This window comes from Blastococcus sp. SYSU D00695 (assembly GCF_054050555.1).
Window position 1 is genome coordinate 1 of the sequence record NZ_JBJGZP010000027.1, and the last position, 16,407, is coordinate 16,407.

Consider the following 16,407-nt stretch of genomic DNA (forward strand, 5'->3'; position numbering starts at 1 on the left):
CCCCCCCCCCCCCCCCCCCCCCCCCCCCCCCCCCCCCCCCCCCCCCCCCCCCCCCCCCCCCCCCCCCCCCCCCCCCCCCCCCCCCCCCCCCCCCCCCCCCCCCCCCCCCCCCCCCCCCACGACAGCTCAGGAGACGACGGCGCGGACGATCTCGGCGATGCGCTCCTCCGTCGCTGCGTCGAGGGTCTCGAAGTACCAGGCCGCCGGCATCAGGGCTCCGTCCGCGCCGCCTGCGGGCCGGAAGTCCGCCTTCTCGGTGATCGCGAGGTTGAGGCGCTCGTCGTTGCGCAACGTCACCAGTGCCGGGGCGCCCGGTGAGAGGGCGTATGCCGGCATCCCGTACCAGATCCGCGGCTTCAGCGCGGGCGCGGTGGCCACGATGATCTCGTGCACGCGCTGCACGATCGACCGCCGCGGCTCGTCCATCCCCGCGATCTTGTCGATCACCTGGGCGAGGTTCTTCTCGTCCTTCGACGACATGCCATGTCCTCTCGTCGACCGATGCCAGGCATCGGCGCAATGAAGTCGGCGCATCAGCGCGCCGCACCCCATCCGGACATGTCCTGAGGTGCTCAGGCCTCTCCGCGATGATTCACGTGGTCTGCCACGTGGAAGCGCAGTCGGTGGCGTACCACCGCGGTCAGGCTACTGGCATGCGGACGGATCTGATCATCCGGTCGGCAGACCCCGTCACACGTTGAAGCGGAACTCCACCACGTCGCCGTCGGCCATCACGTACTCCTTGCCCTCCATGCGGACCCAGCCGCGGGCCTTCGCCTCGGCCATCGACCCGGCCTCCATGAGGTGGTCGAAGGAGACGATCTCGGCCTTGATGAAGCCGCGCTGGAAGTCGGTGTGGATGACACCGGCGGCCTGGGGGGCGGTGGCGCCGACCGGGATGGTCCAGGCGCGGGCCTCCTTCGGCCCGGCGGTCAGGTAGGTCTGCAGCCCGAGGGTGCGGAACCCGACGCGGGCGAGCTGGTCGAGGCCGGGCTCGTTCTGCCCGATCGACTCCAGCAGCTCCGCGGCCTCCTCGGCGGGCAGCTCGATCAGCTCGGACTCCGTCTGCGCGTCGAGGAAGATCGCCTCGGCCGGCGCCACGAGCGCGCGGAGCTCGTCGAGGAGCTCGGTGTTGCCCAGCTCGTCGGCGTCGACGTTGAAGACGTAGAGGAACGGCTTCGTGGTCAGCAGCGACAGCTCGCGCAGCGGCTCGGTGTCCACGCCGGCGGCGAACAGCGTCTGCCCCGTGTCCAGCACCTCGGCTGCGGCGACGGCGGCGGCGTGCAGCGCGGCGCGCTCCTTGTCCTTGCGCGCCTCCTTCTCCAGCCGCGGGATCGCCTTCTCCAGCGTCTGCATGTCCGCGAGGACGAGCTCGGTGTTGATCGTCTCGATGTCGTCCTTCGGCGACACCTTGCCCTCGACGTGGACGACGTCGGGGTCGGTGAACACGCGGATCACCTGGCAGATCGCGTCGCTCTCGCGGATGTTGGCCAGGAACTTGTTGCCCAGGCCCTGCCCCTCGCTGGCGCCGCGCACGATGCCTGCGATGTCCACGAACGAGACCGTTGCCGGGATGACCTTCTGCGACGAGAACACCTCGGCCAGCCGGTCCAGCCGCGGGTCGGGGACGCCGACGACGCCGACGTTGGGCTCGATCGTGGCGAACGGGTAGTTCGCCGCCAGGACGTCGTTCTTGGTCAGCGCGTTGAACAGGGTCGACTTGCCGACGTTGGGCAGACCGACGATCCCGATGGTGAGACTCACGGGAGACCAGCGTACGGGGCGCCGCGGACACCCGAGGACGGTCGCGGCGCTCGCGTCGACGCGGCTGCCGGGCCCTGCCACCATCCCCGGTCATGCGCGCCTCCACCGCCGCCGTCGGTCTCGCCGCCCTCACCGCCGGGGTCGTCGTCGCCCGCCGCCGCGCCGCCCGCCCCGCCACGCCGGCCGCCGGGCCGACCGCCACGCCCCCGCCCCCGCCGCGCGGACGGACCCGCACCGTCACCACCGAGGACGGCGTCGCCCTGCACGTCGAGGTCTTCGGCGCGGAGCGGCCGGCGGCGACCGTCGTCCTCGCGCACGGCTACGTGCAGTCCTCGCGGCTGTGGGCCGGCCAGGTCCGCGACCTGCTCGACGCCCGGCCGGACCTGCAGGTGGTCGTCTACGAACACCGCGGCCACGGCGACTCGGGGCCGACGACGCGCGACCGGGCCACCATCGAGCAGCTCGCCCGCGACCTCGCCCGGGTGCTGGAGGAGGCCGTCCCGGCCGGGCCCGTCGTCCTCGGCGGCCACTCCATGGGCGGCATGACGGTGATCGCGCTCGCCGAGCAGCGGCCCGGGCTGTTCGGCGACCGCATCGCCGGAGTCGCGCTGGTCGGCACCAGCTCCGGCGGGCTGGACGCCGTCACCTACGGGCTGCCGGCGCCGGTCGCCCGCGCCGTCAAGAAGCTGCTGCCGGTGCTGAACGAGCGTGCGGTGAAGGCCGAGCTGGCCGGGAAGCCGCGCGCGGTCGGCCGCCTGGACATGTGGCTCATCTTCAGCGGCACGGCGGACGCGGCCGACATCGCCGCCGCGACCGAGGTGCACCGCCGGACGACGGCCGAGACCGTCGCCGCGTTCATGCCCACGTTCTCCGACCACGACCGCGCCGAGGCCCTCGCGGCGCTGCGCGCGGTGCCGGTGCTGATCGCGGTGGGCGACGCCGACCGGCTGTGCCCGGTCGAGCACAGCCGCACCATGGCCGCGGCCCTGCCGGACGCCGAGCTCGCCGTGTTCCCCGGGGTCGGGCACATGGTGCAGATGGAGCGACGGCGCGCGGTCAGCGACCGCCTGCTGGCGCTGGTGGACCGGGCGCTGCAGCGCTCGTCCCGCCCGGCCGCGACCGCCTGAGCGGTCGGGCCGGGCGGGCGGCGGCTCAGGCCGCCAGCGCCGCCTCGATGTCCCCGGCGATCCGGTCGGGGGCCACGGTCGGCTCGTAGCGGCGGATGACCTCGCCGTCGCGGCCGACGAGGAACTTGGTGAAGTTCCACTTCACCTCGTCGGTGCCGATCGTGGCGGGGTTGCCCCGGGCGATGTGCTCGTAGAGGCCGGGCGCGGTCTCGGCAGAGAAGTCGCCGGGGTCGGCGGCGCGCAGGTGGGTCCACAGCGGGTGCGCGCCCGCGCCGTTGACGTCGACCTTGGCGAACACCGGGAAGGTGACGCCGTACTGCGTGGAGCAGAACTCCTGGATCTCCGCGTCGGTCCCCGGCTCCTGGCCCATGAACTGGTTGGACGGGAAGCCGAGCACCTCCAGCCCCTGCTCCCGGTAGCGCGTGTACAGCTCCTGGAGCCCCTCGTACTGCGGCGTCAGCCCGCACTTGCTGGCGGTGTTGACGACGAGCAGCACCTTCCCCGCGTAGTCGCCGAGGCGCTGGGTGGAGCCGTCGGCGGTCTCGACGGTGAAGTCGTGGGTCGTCATGCGGGGGTCCTCTCGGATCGGGGCTGCTGCTCCCGCAGAAGCCCCGCCACCCGCTCCCGTGTTCCCGTCAGCCCAGGTCCTTCGCCATCCGCACGCGGGTCAGCTCCACGCCGTCCACCGCCACGGTCTCCACCTCGACCTCGCGGAACCCCGCCCGGGCGAACACCGGCGCCGCCCGCCACGAGGCGTGCGTGACCAGCTCGGCCAGCCCCTCCGCGCGGGCCAGCGACTCGACCTCGGCCAGCAGCGCCCGCGCCACCCCGCGCCCGCCCGCGGACGGCGCGACGAACAGCTGGTCCACCTCGCCGGGCACCAGCCCGTCGACCGGCGCCACCGCCAGCGAGGCGAAGCCGGCCGGGCCGCCGTCCACCTCGGCGACGAGCACGACCGTCACCTCGACGTAGCGCGCGTGGGCCTCCTCGGTGCGCCGGCGGGCCCACACCGCCCGCTGCGCCGGCGTGTAGTGCTCCGCCGCCGACACCTCGATCGCCGCCCGGCTGATCGCGGCGAGCCCGGCGGCGTCCTCGGTCCGCGCCCGGCGGACGACGACGCTCACGCGCCCGGCCGCGGCAGCAGCCCGCGCTCCACCGCGACCATCACCGCCCGGGTGCGGTCGTCGACGCCGAGCTTGGCGAACAGCCGCAGCAGGTGGGTCTTCACCGTCGCCTCCCCGATGAACAGCTCCCGGCCGATGTCGGCGTTGGTCAGCCCACGCGCGACCCCGGCCAGCACCTCCAGCTCGCGCGCGGTCGGCTCCTCCACCGCCGGGGCGCGCATCCGCGACACCAGCCGCGCGGCCACCGGCGGCGCCAGCACCGTCTCCCCGCGGGCGGCGGCGCGCACGGCGTCGGCCAGCTGCGGCAGCGGGGCGTCCTTGAGCAGGTAGCCGGTCGCGCCGGCGGCCACCGCGCGGACGATGTCGGCGTCGGTGTCGTAGGTGGTCAGCACCAGCACCCGCACCCCGGGGTGCGTGGCCGCCAGCCGCTCGATCGCCGTGACGCCGTCCATCCGCGGCATGCGCAGGTCCATGAGGACGACGTCCGGCGCCAGCTCCGCGACCCGCGCCAAGGCCTCCGCGCCGTCACCGGCCTCGCCGACCACATCGAGGTCGGGCTGGGCGTCGAGCCAGCCGACCAGCCCGCCGCGCACCACCGGGTGGTCGTCGACGACCAGCACCCTGATCCCGCTCACGATCCCGGCACCCGCACGGTCACCCGCGTCCCCTCTCCCGGGGCGGAGGCCACGTCGACCTCACCGCCCACCTGCTCCGCCCGCCCGCGCAGCCCCTCCAGGCCGGCGCCGGTGACCGCCGCCGGGTCGAAGCCCACGCCGTCGTCCTCCACGTGCACCGACACCACACCGGCGAGCCGGGAGACGCGCACCACGACGGCGGAGGCGCCGGCGTGCCGGCGGACGTTGGTCAGCGCCTCCTGCGCCCCGCGCAGCAGCACGACCTCCTCGTCGCGGCGCAGCGCCACCCCCTCCCCCAGCGCGGCCGTGTCGACCCGCACCCGCAGGCCGGTCTCGCGGGCGAACCGCTCGGCCAGCCGCTGCAGCGCCTCCAGCAGCGTCGACCCGTCCAGCGCCACCGGCCGGAACGCGGCGACGACCGCGCGCGCCTCGGCCAGGTTGTCGCGGGCAACCTCCTCGATGAGCCGCAGCCGCTCCCCGGCCGCGGCCGGGTCGGTGTCCACCTGGGCGGCCGCGGTCTGCGCCAGGACGACGATGCTCGTGTAGCCCTGCGCGAGCGTGTCGTGCACCTCGCGGGCCAGCCGCTCCCGCTCCTCCATCACCCCGCGCTCCCGCTCGACGGTGGCCAGCTCCGAGCGGGTGCGCTCCAGCGACGCGATCAGCTCGCCCCGCTCGGCGCTCTGCTGCAGCACCCGGCTGATCCACAGGCCCAGCGCCAGGCTGAACAGCAGCCCGATCCCCGCCTCCCGCGCCACGTCGCCGGCGGCACGGCCCGACGTCCCGGCGACCACCGGGCCCACCGCCCCGGCGGCGGCGAGCAGGACCGTCCAGGCGACCCCCACCCGCCGGCCCTGCACGGCGAACCAGACCTGCGGGTAGGCGAGGAAGAGCAGGAACAGCAGCCGGGGCGCCAGCCAGCCGAGGACCCCGAACGCGGTCACCAGCACGACCAGGTAGACCAGGCTGCGCGCCGGCCGGCCACCGCCGATCGCCGGCCCGCCCGCGACCGCGTAGGCCACGGCGAGCACCGCCAGCACCGCCAACGCCGGGCCGCGGGCGCCGTCGTCGACCGCGTCGCCGGTCAGCACCGTCAGCAGGGCCAGCCCCCACAGCAGCGCCGAGATGACGTGCATCCCGACGACGGTCGCCCGCCAGCCGCGCGCGGACAGCGGTGCACCGCCGCCGTCCTCCCGCGGGGGGAGGACGGCGGCGGCGAGGCGGGCCGACCACGTCATGCCGGGCGCCGCCAGCGGAAGGTCCGGGCGCAGATCACGGCCCCGATGATCACCCATCCGGCCAGCACCGCGGCGGTCAGGCCGTGCTCCCACGTGCCGGCCGGCTCGACCGCGGCGGCGCCGTCGGGCAGGAACACCGACCGCATGCCCTGCACCATCCACTTCAGCGGCAGCAGGGAGGCGACCTGCTGCATCCAGCCGGGCAGCTCGGAGTACACGAAGAAGACGCCGGAGAAGAACTGCAGGACGACGGCGGAGGCGGTGATGCCGTTGCCGATCGCCCGCGAGCTGCCGCCCAGGGCCGAGACCGCGATGCCGAGCACCGTGCCGGCGGTGGCCCCCAGGACGACGACCCAGCCGAAGGTCGCCCAGCGCGCGGGGTCGGTCGGCAGCGGCACGTCGAACACCGTCGTGGCGACGGTCAGCAGCACGGCCAGCTGGGCCACGGTGGTGACCAGCACCTGGCCGGCCTTGCCCGCGAAGTAGCCGACCGGCGGGGTGCCCAGCGTCTGCAGCCGGGCGAGGTCGCCGCGCTCGCGCTCCTCGGCGATGCCGGTGCCGACGGCCTGGAAGCTGGTCAGCAGGATGCCGGTGGCGGCGATCCCGGCGAGGAAGTACTGCGCGAAGGGCACGCCGCTGGGGGTGTCCTGGTCCTCGAACACCGACGCGAAGATCAGCAGCATCACGACCGGGTAGGCGAAGGCGAACAGCACCTGCGCCGGGTCGCGCAGGAACAGCCGCAGCTCCAGCCGGGTGCGGGCGAGGCCGATGGCGGCGGCCGACGGCGGGGCCGGGCGGGTGGTCGCGGGCGCGAGGACGGCGGTCATCGGGAGGCTCCCTGGGGGTCGGCGGTGACGGCGGCGGGATCGGTCCCGACCAGGCGGAGGTAGACCTCCTCCAGGTCGGGGCGGGTGACGGTCAGGCCGGGGACCTCGCCGGCCGGGTGCGCGGCCAGCAGGTCGCGCAGGACGGCGGCGGGTTCGGCGGTGAGCACCTCCCGCGGCGCGCCGGCCTCGGTCCAGCGGACGGTGGCGGTGCGGCGCAGCTCGGCGCCGAGCTCACCGGGCGGCGCGACCTCGACCAGCCGGCCGCCGGCCAGCACCCCGACGCGGTCGGCCAGGTGCGCGGCCTCGTCGAGGTAGTGGGTGGTGAGCAGCACCGTCGTCCCGCTGTCGCGCATGCTGCGGACGAGCGCCCAGAACTGCCGGCGGGCGACGGGGTCCATCCCGGTGGTCGGCTCGTCGAGGAACACCAGCTCCGGGCGGCCCTGCACGCCGAGGGCGACCTCCAGCCGCCGGCGCTGGCCGCCCGACAGCCGGTCCACGCGCCGGCCGGCGGCCTCGGTGAGCCCGACCGCGTCCAGCAGCTCGGCGGTGTCGCGCGGGACCCCGTGGTAGCCGGCGAAGTGGTCGAGGGTCTCCCGCACGGTCAGCGCGTTCCCGGCGCCGGTGGTCTGCGCGACCACGCCCACCCGGTCGCGCCAGGCGCGCCCGGCGGTGGCCGGGTCCGCCCCCAGCACCGTGACCTCCCCGGCGTCGCGGCGGCGGACCCCCTCCAGGATCTCCACGGCGGTCGTCTTGCCGGCGCCGTTGGGGCCCAGCAGGGCGAAGCACTCGCCGCGGGGGACGTCGAGGTCCAGGCCGTCGACGACCGCGCGGCCGCCGTAGCTCTTGACCAGGCCGCGCACCCGCACGGCCGGCTCGCTGCCGCTGCCCGAGGTGCCCGCCCGGCGGGGCGCCGTCTGTGTCGTCGTCATGGCCCGAGCCTGTCGGCCGGCGGCGCCCGCCGGGACCGACGAGCCGCCGACCGGCCGTCCACCGGTCGGTGGACACCGGACGTGCGCCGGGCGTTCGCCGGGGCGGCCCGTCGTCGGGGGGCGGGCGCCATCCGACTGTGCCAGTCTCGGTCGTACACCACCTTCTACGGCACAACTGGAGGCTTCCGTTGGTTGCTGGGGTACGTCGGGTCGGGATCGCTGTCGTCGGCCTGGGAGGGGCGGTCGCGACGACCGCCGTGGCGGGGCTGGAGCTGCTGCGCCAGGGGGTGGTCGCCCCCGACGGGCTCCCGCTGGCCGGGCTCGACCTCGACGGCGTGCCCGTCGCGGCGGCCACCGGGATGGCCGACTACGCCGACCTCGTCGTCGCCGGCTGGGACCTGGACGGGTCCGACCTCGCCAAGGCCGCCGAGCAGCACGCGGTCCTCGACTCCCGCCAGCTGGGGCAGGTGGCGCCGGCGCTGTCGGCGATCACCCCGTGGCCCGCGGCCGGCGACGCCGACTTCTGCCGCAACGTCAGCGGCGGCAACGTGCTGCTGGCCGAGACCCGCCGCGCGCAGGCCGACGCCGTCCGCGCCGACCTCGCCCGCTTCCGCGCCGAGCAGCGGCTCGACGGCCTGGTGCTGGTCAACCTCGCCTCCACCGAGCGGTGGCCCGACCCGGCCGCCCCGGCGCTGCAGACCGCCGAGGCGTTCGAGGCCGGGCTGGACGCCGACGACCGGTCGATCACCCCGGCCATGGTCTACGCCTACGCGGCGATCACCGAGGGCGTCGGCTACGTGAACTTCACCCCCTCCCTGGCCGCCGACGTGCCCGCGCTCGTCGAACTCGCCGGCCGGCACGGGGTGCCGCTGGCCGGCAAGGACGGCAAGACCGGCCAGACGATGATGAAGACGGTGCTCGCCCCGGCGTTCCGCAGCCGCGCGCTGACCGTCGAGGGCTGGTACTCGACCAACATCCTGGGCAACCGCGACGGCCTGGCCCTCGACGACCCGGACTCGCTGAACAGCAAGCTGCAGACCAAGGGCAGCGTGCTGGACTCGATCCTCGGCTACCCGGTCGCCGACCACGTGGTGCGCATCGACTACTACCGGCCCCGAGGCGACCAGAAGGAGGCCTGGGACGCCATCGACCTGGTCGGCTTCCTCGGACAGCGGATGCAGGTCAAGGTCGACTTCCAGTGCCGCGACTCGATCCTCGCCGCACCGCTGGCCATCGAGCTGGCCCGGCTCACCGACCTCGCGCAGCAGCGCGGCGAGGGCGGGGTCCAGGAGCAGTTCGGCTGGTTCTTCAAGGCGCCGATGACCCCCGGCGGCGGCACCCCCCAGCACGCCCTGCACCGCCAGGAGCAGGCGCTGCTCGACTGGCTCGGCGCCGGCACCCCCGCCCGGTGACGGCCGCGCTGGACGCGCTGGGCCGGCTGCGGCCGCTGCTGGCCGAGATCGGCGACGCCAAGCGGGTGCGGGTGGCCGCCGCCCCCGGCTCGCTGGCCGAGCAGGCCTTCGCCCGGGCGTGGGGGCGGCTGACCGCCGGCGAGGACGCGGCCGCGGTGGCGCTGTCGGAGACCGCCGCCGCGGTCGCCCGTGCCCGGCTGGCCGGCATCGACGGCACCGTGCTGCGCGGGGCCGGGCTGGACGACCGGGAGACGCTCGCCGTGTTGCGCCGCGGCTTCGACGAGGTCGCCGGGCCCCTGGACGACGTCCTGCGCGAGCGGCTGCGGGAGGCGCTTCCCACCGCGCTGCCCTCCCCCGACGTCCCGACAGTGGCCGCGTCGCTGAACCGGCAGCCTCGGGCCGGCGCGACCGCCCCGGGCCGGGCCCGCGTGGTCGTCGAGCCGCCGGAGAGCCACGGCGACCACTGCCTGACCGTCGCCGTCTACGGGGTGCTCGTCGCGCCGGTCGTAGGCGCCGACCCCGTCGTCCCGTTCCTGCTCGGCCTCGCCCACCACCTGCACAACGTCGTCCTGCCCGACGCCGGGTTCGCCGGCGAGGTGCTGCTCGGCGGCGCCCTCCCCCGCGTGCTGGAGACCCTGGACGCCGACCAGCTCGACACCCTGCCCGGGCCGCTGGCCGGGCGGCTGCGGACGGTGCTCGCCCTGCGCGCCGACGCCGCCGCCCCCGAGTCGCAGGCCTTCCACGCCGCCGACGTCCTCGACCGGGTGCTGCAGGTGCACCACCACGCCCGCGCGGCCACGTTCACGGTGGAGCAGGCGCTGGACGACCTGGAGCTCGTGCACGCCGGGCCGGTGCAGGCGTTCCACCTCGACGTCCTGGCGGCGGCCGGCCTGTGAGCCGCGCGGTGGTAGATGTGCCCGTCGTCGACGGGATCCCGTTCGCGCGGGCCGGCCGCGACGAGCTGCGGGCGGAGGTGGCCGGGCTGCTCGCGCACGGCGAGGTGGACCGGGCGCGGGTGGCCCTGCTCTCCGACGCCGACGACTGGTGGACCGAGCCGCCCCCGCCGCCGGAGCAGCTGGCCCGGGTGCCGGCCGCCGGGACCCTGCGCGAGGCCATGGCGCTGCTGGGCATGGGCCGGGTGGGCGACTACTTCGCCCACCGGTGGTCCGACCCCACCCACCTGGCCGGGCTGGCGCTGTTGCAGGCGCACTGGCCCGGCGACCGGCCGGTGGTCGACGTCGCCTGCGGGATCGGCGCGCACCTGCGGGAGCTCGCCCGCCGCGGGGGAACCGACCTGCTGGGCGTGGACGTCGTGTGGGCCAAGCTCTGGCTCGCCCGACGGTTCGTCTGCCCGCAGGCCCGCTACGTCTGCGCCGACCTCACCGCCGCCCCCGACCTCGCGGTGGCGGCGCCGGCGTACGTGATGTGCCACGACGCCTTCTACTTCCTGCGCGACAAGCCGGCGGCGGCCGCGGCGATGCGCGCGCTGGCCGGGCCGGGCGGCACCGTCGTCGTCGGGCACGCGCACGTGGCCGACCCGCACGGGGAGCCGCTGACGCCGGAGGGCTACGCCGAGGTGCTCGGCGCCGGTCTCCTCTACGACGACGCCGAGCTCACCGCCGCGCTGCTGGCCGGCCGCCCGCCGCGTCCCGCGGCCCCCGGGGACCTGCACGGCAGCGAGGCCGTCGCGCTCGTGGCCGGGGACCCGCTCGGACCCGGACCGGACCTCGGGGAGCCGCTGGGCCCGCTCGTACCCAACCCCCTCTACAGCGACGGCGTGCGCACCTGGCCGAGCGCGCGCTACGCCGCCGAGTACGGGCCCCGGTCGGCGTACCTGCCGGCGCGCTGGCCCGACGCGCTGCCCACCGACGCCGCCCGCCGCCGGCTGCTCGTCGACCTGCCGGAGGCCTGGTGACCGTCGGGTGGGGCATCGCCGGGTGCGGCTGGGTGGCCCGCGACCACGCGCTGCCGGCGCTGCTCACCACCCCGGGTGCCCGCGTAGTCGCCCTGCACGACCGCGACGCTGCCGCGCTGGCCCGGCTCGACGGCGGAGTCCCCGCGACCACCGACCTCGCTACCTTCCTCGCCACCCCCGGCCTCGACGCCGTCTACGTCGCGGTACCCAACGCGGCGCACCGGCAGGTCGTCGAGGCGGTCGCGGCCGCCGGGAAGGCCGTGCTCTGCGAGAAGCCGCTGGCCGCCGACACCGCCGACGCGCAGGCCCTCGTCGCCGCCGCCGACCGCGCCGGGGTGCTGCTGGGCACCGCGTTCGACCAGCGGTGGCATCCCGCGCACGCGCGGCTGCGCGAGCTCGTCCCGGAGCTCGGCACGGTGACCGCCGTCCGCGTCGTCTACTGCTGCTGGCTGCCCGCCGACTGGACGCCGGACGGGCAGCCGCACGACAACTGGCGGGTCGACCCGGCCCGGGCCGGCGGCGGCGCGGCCATCGACCTCGCGCCACACGGGCTGGACCTGGCCGGCGTGCTGCTCGGCGAGGACGTCGTCGAGCTGACCGCCACGCTGCAGACCCGGGTGCACGGCTACGGGGTGGACGACGGCGCGCTGCTGGCCGGTCGCACCGCGGGCGGGGTGCTCGTCGACCTGCACGTCGCCTACAACACCCCCGACGCCCTGCCCCGCCGCCGCCTCGAGGTCGTCGGCACCCGCGGGATGGCGGTCGCCGTCGACACGATGGGGCAGACGCCCGGGGGGACACTGACGGTGCACCGGCCGGACCCCGTCGACGTCCCCGTCGCCGACATGGCGCCCTTCGCCGCCCAGTTCGCCGCCTTCACCGCCGCGGTCGCCGGCGACGCGGCCTGGCCGTACCCGGCCGCCCGCGACCTGGCGCTGCACCGCCTGCTCGTGCAGACCCTGTCCGCCGCCACCCCTCCGCGGGTGCTCGGCCATTGCCCACCTCACGTGGGCAGTGACCGAGCACCCGCCGACCCCATCCCGGAGAGGACGCCGTGACCTCGACCAACCCCTACCGCGGCTTGCTGCCCGACCTGCCCGCCTACGCCTGCACCAACTGCGGGCACTGGCAGCGCTGGCCCGCACCGGGGCCGCTCACCTGCCCGGTGTGCGCCGACGTCCGCAACGCGCTGCCGCAGCACGGCTTCGAGTTCGTGACCGAGAAGCAGGCCGGCGAGCTGGTCACCGGGCACTGGCGGCCCGCCCCGGTCGCGGGCGTGACCGGGTTCGGCACGGCGCCCCGCTTCGGTCTCGACAGCGTCGGCTGGGTCATCGAGACCGACGCCGGGTTGGTCGGCTTCGAGTGCGCGCCGTTCTACACCGACGAGATGCTCGCCGAGCTGCGCCGGATGGCGGCCGAGCGCGGCGGGTTCGACGTGCTGGCCGCCAGCCACGTGCACGGCTACGGCGCCCTGTGGCAGCTGCAGCGGGAGCTGGAGCCGCGGACCGTGTGCGTCGGGGTGCGCGACCTGGAGTGGACCAAGGCCTTCCGGGTGACCTGGCCGGCCGACGACGTCCTGGAGCTGGCGCCCGGCCTGACGCTGCACCGTACCGGCGGGCACTTCCCCGGCCACTCGGTGCTGCACGACCGGCGCCGGCGCGTGCTGTTCTGCGGCGACTCGCTCAAGGTCGACCTCGCCGCCGACGGCACCCCGGTCGCGCTCAGCGCGCACAAGGCCTTCCACGCACAGATCCCGCTGTCGCACGGCGAGCTGCGCGACTACCTCGCCGTGATCGGCGCGCTGGAGTTCGACACCGTGGCGACCCCGTTCGAGATGGTCCCGGGAGTCACCACCGACCACGTCGTGCACCTCGTCAAGCGGCTGCTGGCCGCGCCGCCGGACGCCGCCCCCGTCCCCCTGGAGGACCTGTGACCGCGACCATCGCACGTGTCGCCCAGCGCTACCGCGACTCGTTCCCCGCACCGGTCGAGGAGTTCGCGATCGAGGGGCTGGACGTGCTCGACGTGCCGCTGCACAGCGCCGTCCTCCCGGCCACGTCCCGGCACCCCGGCGGCAGCGGGCTCGGCTACGGCGCCACCCGCGAGGAGGCCCGCACCGGGGCGCTCGGCGAGATGGCGGAGATGGCGCTGTCGGTGCGGGCCCACGAGCACGCCCAGCGGGTGCAGGCCTCGTACGCCGAGCTGGCGCGCCGCGCGGGCCGCGACCGGGTCGCCGACCCGCGCACGCTGTGCCTGGAGGCCGGCAGCGCCTACGACGACGACCGGCCGCTCCAGTGGCTGCCCATGACCCGGCTGCGCGACGGCGAGACGGTGCTCGTCCCGGCCGAGCTCGTCGCCTCCGCGCCGCAGGACCTGCCCGGCGACCCCCCGCCCGGCGGCTGGCTGACCACGGTCATCACCAACGGGCAGGGCGCGGCGTTCGACGCCGACCGGGCGGTCACCCACGCCCTGCTGGAGGTGCTGCAGCGCGACGGCAACGCGACCGCCTTCCGCGCCATGGACCGCGGCATCGTGCTCGACCTCGACGGCCTGCGCGACCCCGACGCCCTGGCCCTCCTCGGCCGGCTCGACGCCGCCGGCATCGAGGTCGTGGTGAAGCTGGCGAGCACCGCCTTCGGCGTCGTCGACGTCTACGCGGTCGGTTGCTCCCGGGACGGTTCGGAGCCGGTGCCGGTCATGGCGACGGCGTGCGGAGAGGCGGCGCACCCCGACCGGGACACCGCCGTCCGCAAGGCGCTGCACGAGTTCGCCTCGGCCCGCAGCCGCAAGGCGTTCATGCACGGGCCGTACGAGACGGTGCTGCCGGCGACGCCGCCGGGCTACCTGGACTCGTGGCGCACCGGGCACCCGCCGGAGCGGCTGGTCGAGGAGGACCGCGCGCTGGAGGCGATGCTCGCCTGGACCCGGATGGGCACCGGCGCGCTGACCGAGCTGCTGCACGACACGGTGCTGTCGCGCCGGCAGACCGCGCGGCTGGCCGACCTGCCCCGCCACGACGGGGACGACCTGCACGGGCACGTGACCGGAGCGCTGCACGACGCCGGGTTCGACGTGCTGGCCGAGCTGCAGCCCTCGGCCGGCGAGGCGGTCGCGGCCAAGGTGCTCGTGCCCGGGCTGGAGGTGGAGACGATGTCCTACGGCCGCATCGGCGAGCGCGGGGTGCGCCGGCTGCTCGACCGGGGCGAGCCGCTCGTGGCGGTGGGCGCCGACCCCGGCGGCTGGGCGCGGGTGCACCTGACCGCGGACGCCGAGGAGCGGCTCGGCGGCCCGGCCTGGTTCGACCGGGTAGGCGCCGACCGGCGGGTGGGGGCGCTGTACCCGCTGTACCGGGAGCCCGGCCGGCACGCGGTCGCGGAGGTGCTGGCCCGATGACCCAGCTGAGGTACGCCTACAACACCAACGGGCTGACCTCCCACCGGCTGTCCGACGCACTGCCCTTCCTCGCCGACTGCGGCTACGCGGGGGTCGCGCTGACCCTCGACGTCGTCCACCTGGACCCGTTCGCCGACGACGCGTTCGCCCAGGCCGAGCGGGTGCGGGCGCGCTGCGACGAGCTGGGCCTGGGCGTGGTCGTGGAGACCGGCGCGCGGTACCTGCTCGACCCGCGGGTCAAGCACGAGCCGACGCTGGTGACGGCGGACCCGGCCGGCCGCGCGCGCCGGCTGGCCTACCTGCGGCTGGCCTGCGACCTCGCGGAGGTGCTGGGCGCCGAGGCGGTGAGCTCCTGGGCCGGGGTGCCGCGCGCCGGCGTCGACCGCGGGGAGGCGTGGGGCTGGCTGGTGGACGGCGTCCGGGCGCTGGTCGAGACGCACGGCGGGCGCGGCTACGCGCTGGCCGTCGAGCCGGAGCCGGGGATGCTCGTCGAGGACTGCGACGCCTGGGCGAAGCTGGCGGCCGAGGTCCCCGGCATCACGCTCGCGCTGGACACCGGGCACTGCGTCGTCTCCGGCGCGTACGAGCCGCAGGAGGCGGTGGCCGCCTTCGCCCCGCAGCTGGGCACGGTCGCCGTCGAGGGCATGCGCCGCGGCGTGCACGACCACCTGCCGCTGGACGAGGGGGACGTCGACCTGCCGGCGGTGCTGCGGGCACTGCGGGAGGCGTCGTTCGACCGGCTGGTCACCCTCGAGCTCTCCCGCGACGGGCACCGGGCGCACGAGATGGTGCCGCGGGCGATGGCCACGCTGCGAGCGGCCGAGGAGGCCTCGTGAGGATCTGCTTCGTCAGCCGGCGGTACTGGCCGGCGGTCAGCGGGATGAGCGTCTACGCGGAGAACCTGCTGCGCGAGCTCGTCGCGCTCGGCCACGAGGTGACGCTGGTCAGCCAGTACCGGGACGACGAGGCCGGCACCCGGGTCTACGGCGGCGGCCCACCCCCGCCCGACCGGGTGCCCGCCGGGGTCGAGGTGGTGGCGCTGGCCAGCCGCGGCGAGACCGTCGTCCCCGCGGACTGGGAGGGCGACATCGACGAGATCGTGCGCACCGTCGTCGGCCTGCACGAGCAGCGCCCGTTCGACGTGCTGCACGCCCAGTACGGCTACCCGCCGGGCCTGGCGGTGCTCGAGGCCTCCCGGCGCACGGGGCTGCCCAGCGTGGTGAGCATCCAGGGCGGCGACGGACACTGGGTCGGCACCTGCTGCACCACCCACGCGCAGGCGATGCGCACCGTCGTCGACTCCTCGGGCGCGGTGCTGATCGGCAGCGACAGCTTCCGCGACGAGGTGGTCGCGAACCTCGGCAGCGACCCGGTGCGCTTCCGGATCGTCCCGGGCGCCACCGACACCCGCCGCTTCACCCCGGCCGAGCGGCCGCTGGGCGCGCTGCAGGACCCGCCGGTGCTGCTGTTCCACGGCCGGGTCGACCGCCGCAAGGGCGTGCTGGACCTGCTGGAGGCGCTGCCCGACGGCGTGCGGCTGGTGGTCTCCGGCATCGGCCCGGACCTGGACGAGGCGAGGGCGCGCGCCGACGGGCGGACGACGTTCCTCGGGTACGTGCCGCCCGACGAGGCACCGGCGGTGTACCGGCGCGCCGACGTCTTCGTCAGCCCGACCTACAGCGAGGGGTTCAGCAACACCCTGCTGGAGGCGATGGCCAGCGGGCTGCCGACGGTGAGCACGACCAGCGTCGGCGTCGTGGACTGCCTGCGGCACGAGGAGAACGGGCTGCTGCACTCCCCCGGTGACGTGGCCGGCCTGCGGGCGGCGCTGGACCGCCTGCTCGGCGACGCCACCCTGCGGGAGCGGCTGGCGGCGACGGCGCTGGAGGAGGTGCGCCGGCTGTACTCGTGGCCGGTGCTCGCCCGCTCGATCGACGCCGTCTACACCGAGCTGGCCGGCACCGCGCCGGACCTCGACTGGTCGGTGCCGGCCGGCGTCGACCTCGCCTGCCGGTTCCGGTCGGCGGCCCACCTGCTGTAGGGGGT

The 16,407-nt window shown here is 76.1% G+C and carries 17 protein-coding genes; 9 read left to right on the top strand and 8 right to left on the bottom strand.

Annotated elements, in window-relative coordinates:
• Window positions 1–126 precede the first annotated feature (126 nt).
• Complete coding sequence (locus ACI781_RS15850; RefSeq protein ID WP_456567081.1) at window positions 127–480, bottom strand: DUF1801 domain-containing protein; 354 nt, start codon at window positions 478–480, stop codon at window positions 127–129.
• A 210-nt stretch (window positions 481–690) separates the two neighbouring features.
• On the bottom strand, window positions 691–1,764 hold the full coding sequence (gene ychF / locus ACI781_RS15855) for a redox-regulated ATPase YchF (protein WP_456567082.1): 1,074 nt from the start codon (window positions 1,762–1,764) through the stop codon (window positions 691–693).
• A gap of 92 nt (window positions 1,765–1,856) precedes the next feature.
• Between ychF and ACI781_RS15860 the strand changes: the two genes are divergently transcribed.
• Window positions 1,857–2,891 (top strand): alpha/beta fold hydrolase, encoded by a 1,035-nt coding sequence (locus ACI781_RS15860; RefSeq protein WP_456567083.1) that lies wholly within the window; start codon window positions 1,857–1,859, stop codon window positions 2,889–2,891.
• Between the two features lie 25 nt (window positions 2,892–2,916).
• Here the strand turns inward: ACI781_RS15860 and ACI781_RS15865 are convergent, their stop codons facing one another.
• The 6 genes from ACI781_RS15865 to ACI781_RS15890 all read right to left on the bottom strand — a co-directional run bounded on the left by ACI781_RS15865 (window position 2,917) and on the right by ACI781_RS15890 (window position 7,641).
• A complete protein-coding gene (locus ACI781_RS15865; protein ID WP_456567084.1) occupies window positions 2,917–3,459 on the bottom strand; it encodes a glutathione peroxidase in 543 nt (180 codons plus the stop codon).
• Between the two features lie 67 nt (window positions 3,460–3,526).
• The gene (locus ACI781_RS15870; RefSeq protein WP_456567085.1) at window positions 3,527–4,015 is read right to left on the bottom strand and encodes an N-acetyltransferase family protein; all 489 of its coding nucleotides are present in this window, start codon (window positions 4,013–4,015) and stop codon (window positions 3,527–3,529) included.
• Complete coding sequence (locus tag ACI781_RS15875) at window positions 4,012–4,650, bottom strand: response regulator (protein WP_456567086.1); 639 nt, start codon at window positions 4,648–4,650, stop codon at window positions 4,012–4,014. The genes ACI781_RS15870 and ACI781_RS15875 overlap by 4 nt, the downstream gene beginning before the upstream one ends.
• Window positions 4,647–5,885, bottom strand: coding sequence for a sensor histidine kinase (locus ACI781_RS15880; protein WP_456567087.1), 1,239 nt, complete (start codon window positions 5,883–5,885; stop codon window positions 4,647–4,649). The genes ACI781_RS15875 and ACI781_RS15880 overlap by 4 nt, the downstream gene beginning before the upstream one ends.
• Entirely contained in the window at window positions 5,882–6,712 is an 831-nt protein-coding gene (locus ACI781_RS15885) for an ABC transporter permease (RefSeq protein ID WP_456567088.1), read from the bottom strand. Before ACI781_RS15885 ends, ACI781_RS15880 begins: the two co-directional genes overlap by 4 nt.
• On the bottom strand, window positions 6,709–7,641 hold the full coding sequence (locus tag ACI781_RS15890) for an ABC transporter ATP-binding protein (protein ID WP_456567089.1): 933 nt from the start codon (window positions 7,639–7,641) through the stop codon (window positions 6,709–6,711). The genes ACI781_RS15885 and ACI781_RS15890 overlap by 4 nt, the downstream gene beginning before the upstream one ends.
• Window positions 7,642–7,829: 188 nt before the next feature.
• Between ACI781_RS15890 and ACI781_RS15895 the strand changes: the two genes are divergently transcribed.
• The 8 genes from ACI781_RS15895 to ACI781_RS15930 are packed head-to-tail and all read left to right on the top strand — an operon-like array spanning window position 7,830 to window position 16,402.
• Window positions 7,830–9,053, top strand: coding sequence for an inositol-3-phosphate synthase (locus ACI781_RS15895; RefSeq protein WP_456567090.1), 1,224 nt, complete (start codon window positions 7,830–7,832; stop codon window positions 9,051–9,053).
• Complete coding sequence (locus ACI781_RS15900; RefSeq protein WP_456567091.1) at window positions 9,050–9,949, top strand: hypothetical protein; 900 nt, start codon at window positions 9,050–9,052, stop codon at window positions 9,947–9,949. Before ACI781_RS15895 ends, ACI781_RS15900 begins: the two co-directional genes overlap by 4 nt.
• 17 nt (window positions 9,950–9,966) lie before the next feature.
• Window positions 9,967–10,968, top strand: coding sequence for a class I SAM-dependent methyltransferase (locus ACI781_RS15905; protein ID WP_456567092.1), 1,002 nt, complete (start codon window positions 9,967–9,969; stop codon window positions 10,966–10,968).
• Entirely contained in the window at window positions 10,965–12,026 is a 1,062-nt protein-coding gene (locus tag ACI781_RS15910; RefSeq protein ID WP_456567093.1) for a Gfo/Idh/MocA family protein, read from the top strand. The genes ACI781_RS15905 and ACI781_RS15910 overlap by 4 nt, the downstream gene beginning before the upstream one ends.
• On the top strand, window positions 12,023–12,901 hold the full coding sequence (locus tag ACI781_RS15915) for an MBL fold metallo-hydrolase (protein ID WP_456567094.1): 879 nt from the start codon (window positions 12,023–12,025) through the stop codon (window positions 12,899–12,901). The genes ACI781_RS15910 and ACI781_RS15915 overlap by 4 nt, the downstream gene beginning before the upstream one ends.
• Complete coding sequence (locus ACI781_RS15920; RefSeq protein WP_456567095.1) at window positions 12,898–14,361, top strand: YcaO-like family protein; 1,464 nt, start codon at window positions 12,898–12,900, stop codon at window positions 14,359–14,361. The genes ACI781_RS15915 and ACI781_RS15920 overlap by 4 nt, the downstream gene beginning before the upstream one ends.
• Window positions 14,358–15,197 (top strand): sugar phosphate isomerase/epimerase family protein, encoded by an 840-nt coding sequence (locus ACI781_RS15925; protein ID WP_456567096.1) that lies wholly within the window; start codon window positions 14,358–14,360, stop codon window positions 15,195–15,197. Before ACI781_RS15920 ends, ACI781_RS15925 begins: the two co-directional genes overlap by 4 nt.
• Complete coding sequence (locus ACI781_RS15930) at window positions 15,194–16,402, top strand: glycosyltransferase family 4 protein (protein WP_456567097.1); 1,209 nt, start codon at window positions 15,194–15,196, stop codon at window positions 16,400–16,402. Before ACI781_RS15925 ends, ACI781_RS15930 begins: the two co-directional genes overlap by 4 nt.
• Window positions 16,403–16,407 lie beyond the last annotated feature (5 nt).

Excerpts from the sequence above, each read along its gene's own strand:
- ACI781_RS15850 (WP_456567081.1), bottom strand. The coding sequence starts at position 480 with ATGTCGTCGAAGGACGAGAAGAACCTCGCCCAGGTGATCGACAAGATC.
- ACI781_RS15860 (WP_456567083.1), top strand. The coding sequence starts at position 1,857 with ATGCGCGCCTCCACCGCCGCCGTCGGTCTCGCCGCCCTCACCGCCGGG.
- ACI781_RS15865 (WP_456567084.1), bottom strand. The coding sequence starts at position 3,459 with ATGACGACCCACGACTTCACCGTCGAGACCGCCGACGGCTCCACCCAG.
- ACI781_RS15880 (WP_456567087.1), bottom strand. The coding sequence starts at position 5,885 with ATGACGTGGTCGGCCCGCCTCGCCGCCGCCGTCCTCCCCCCGCGGGAG.
- ACI781_RS15885 (WP_456567088.1), bottom strand. The coding sequence starts at position 6,712 with ATGACCGCCGTCCTCGCGCCCGCGACCACCCGCCCGGCCCCGCCGTCG.
- ACI781_RS15890 (WP_456567089.1), bottom strand. The coding sequence starts at position 7,641 with ATGACGACGACACAGACGGCGCCCCGCCGGGCGGGCACCTCGGGCAGC.
- ACI781_RS15925 (WP_456567096.1), top strand. The coding sequence starts at position 14,358 with ATGACCCAGCTGAGGTACGCCTACAACACCAACGGGCTGACCTCCCAC.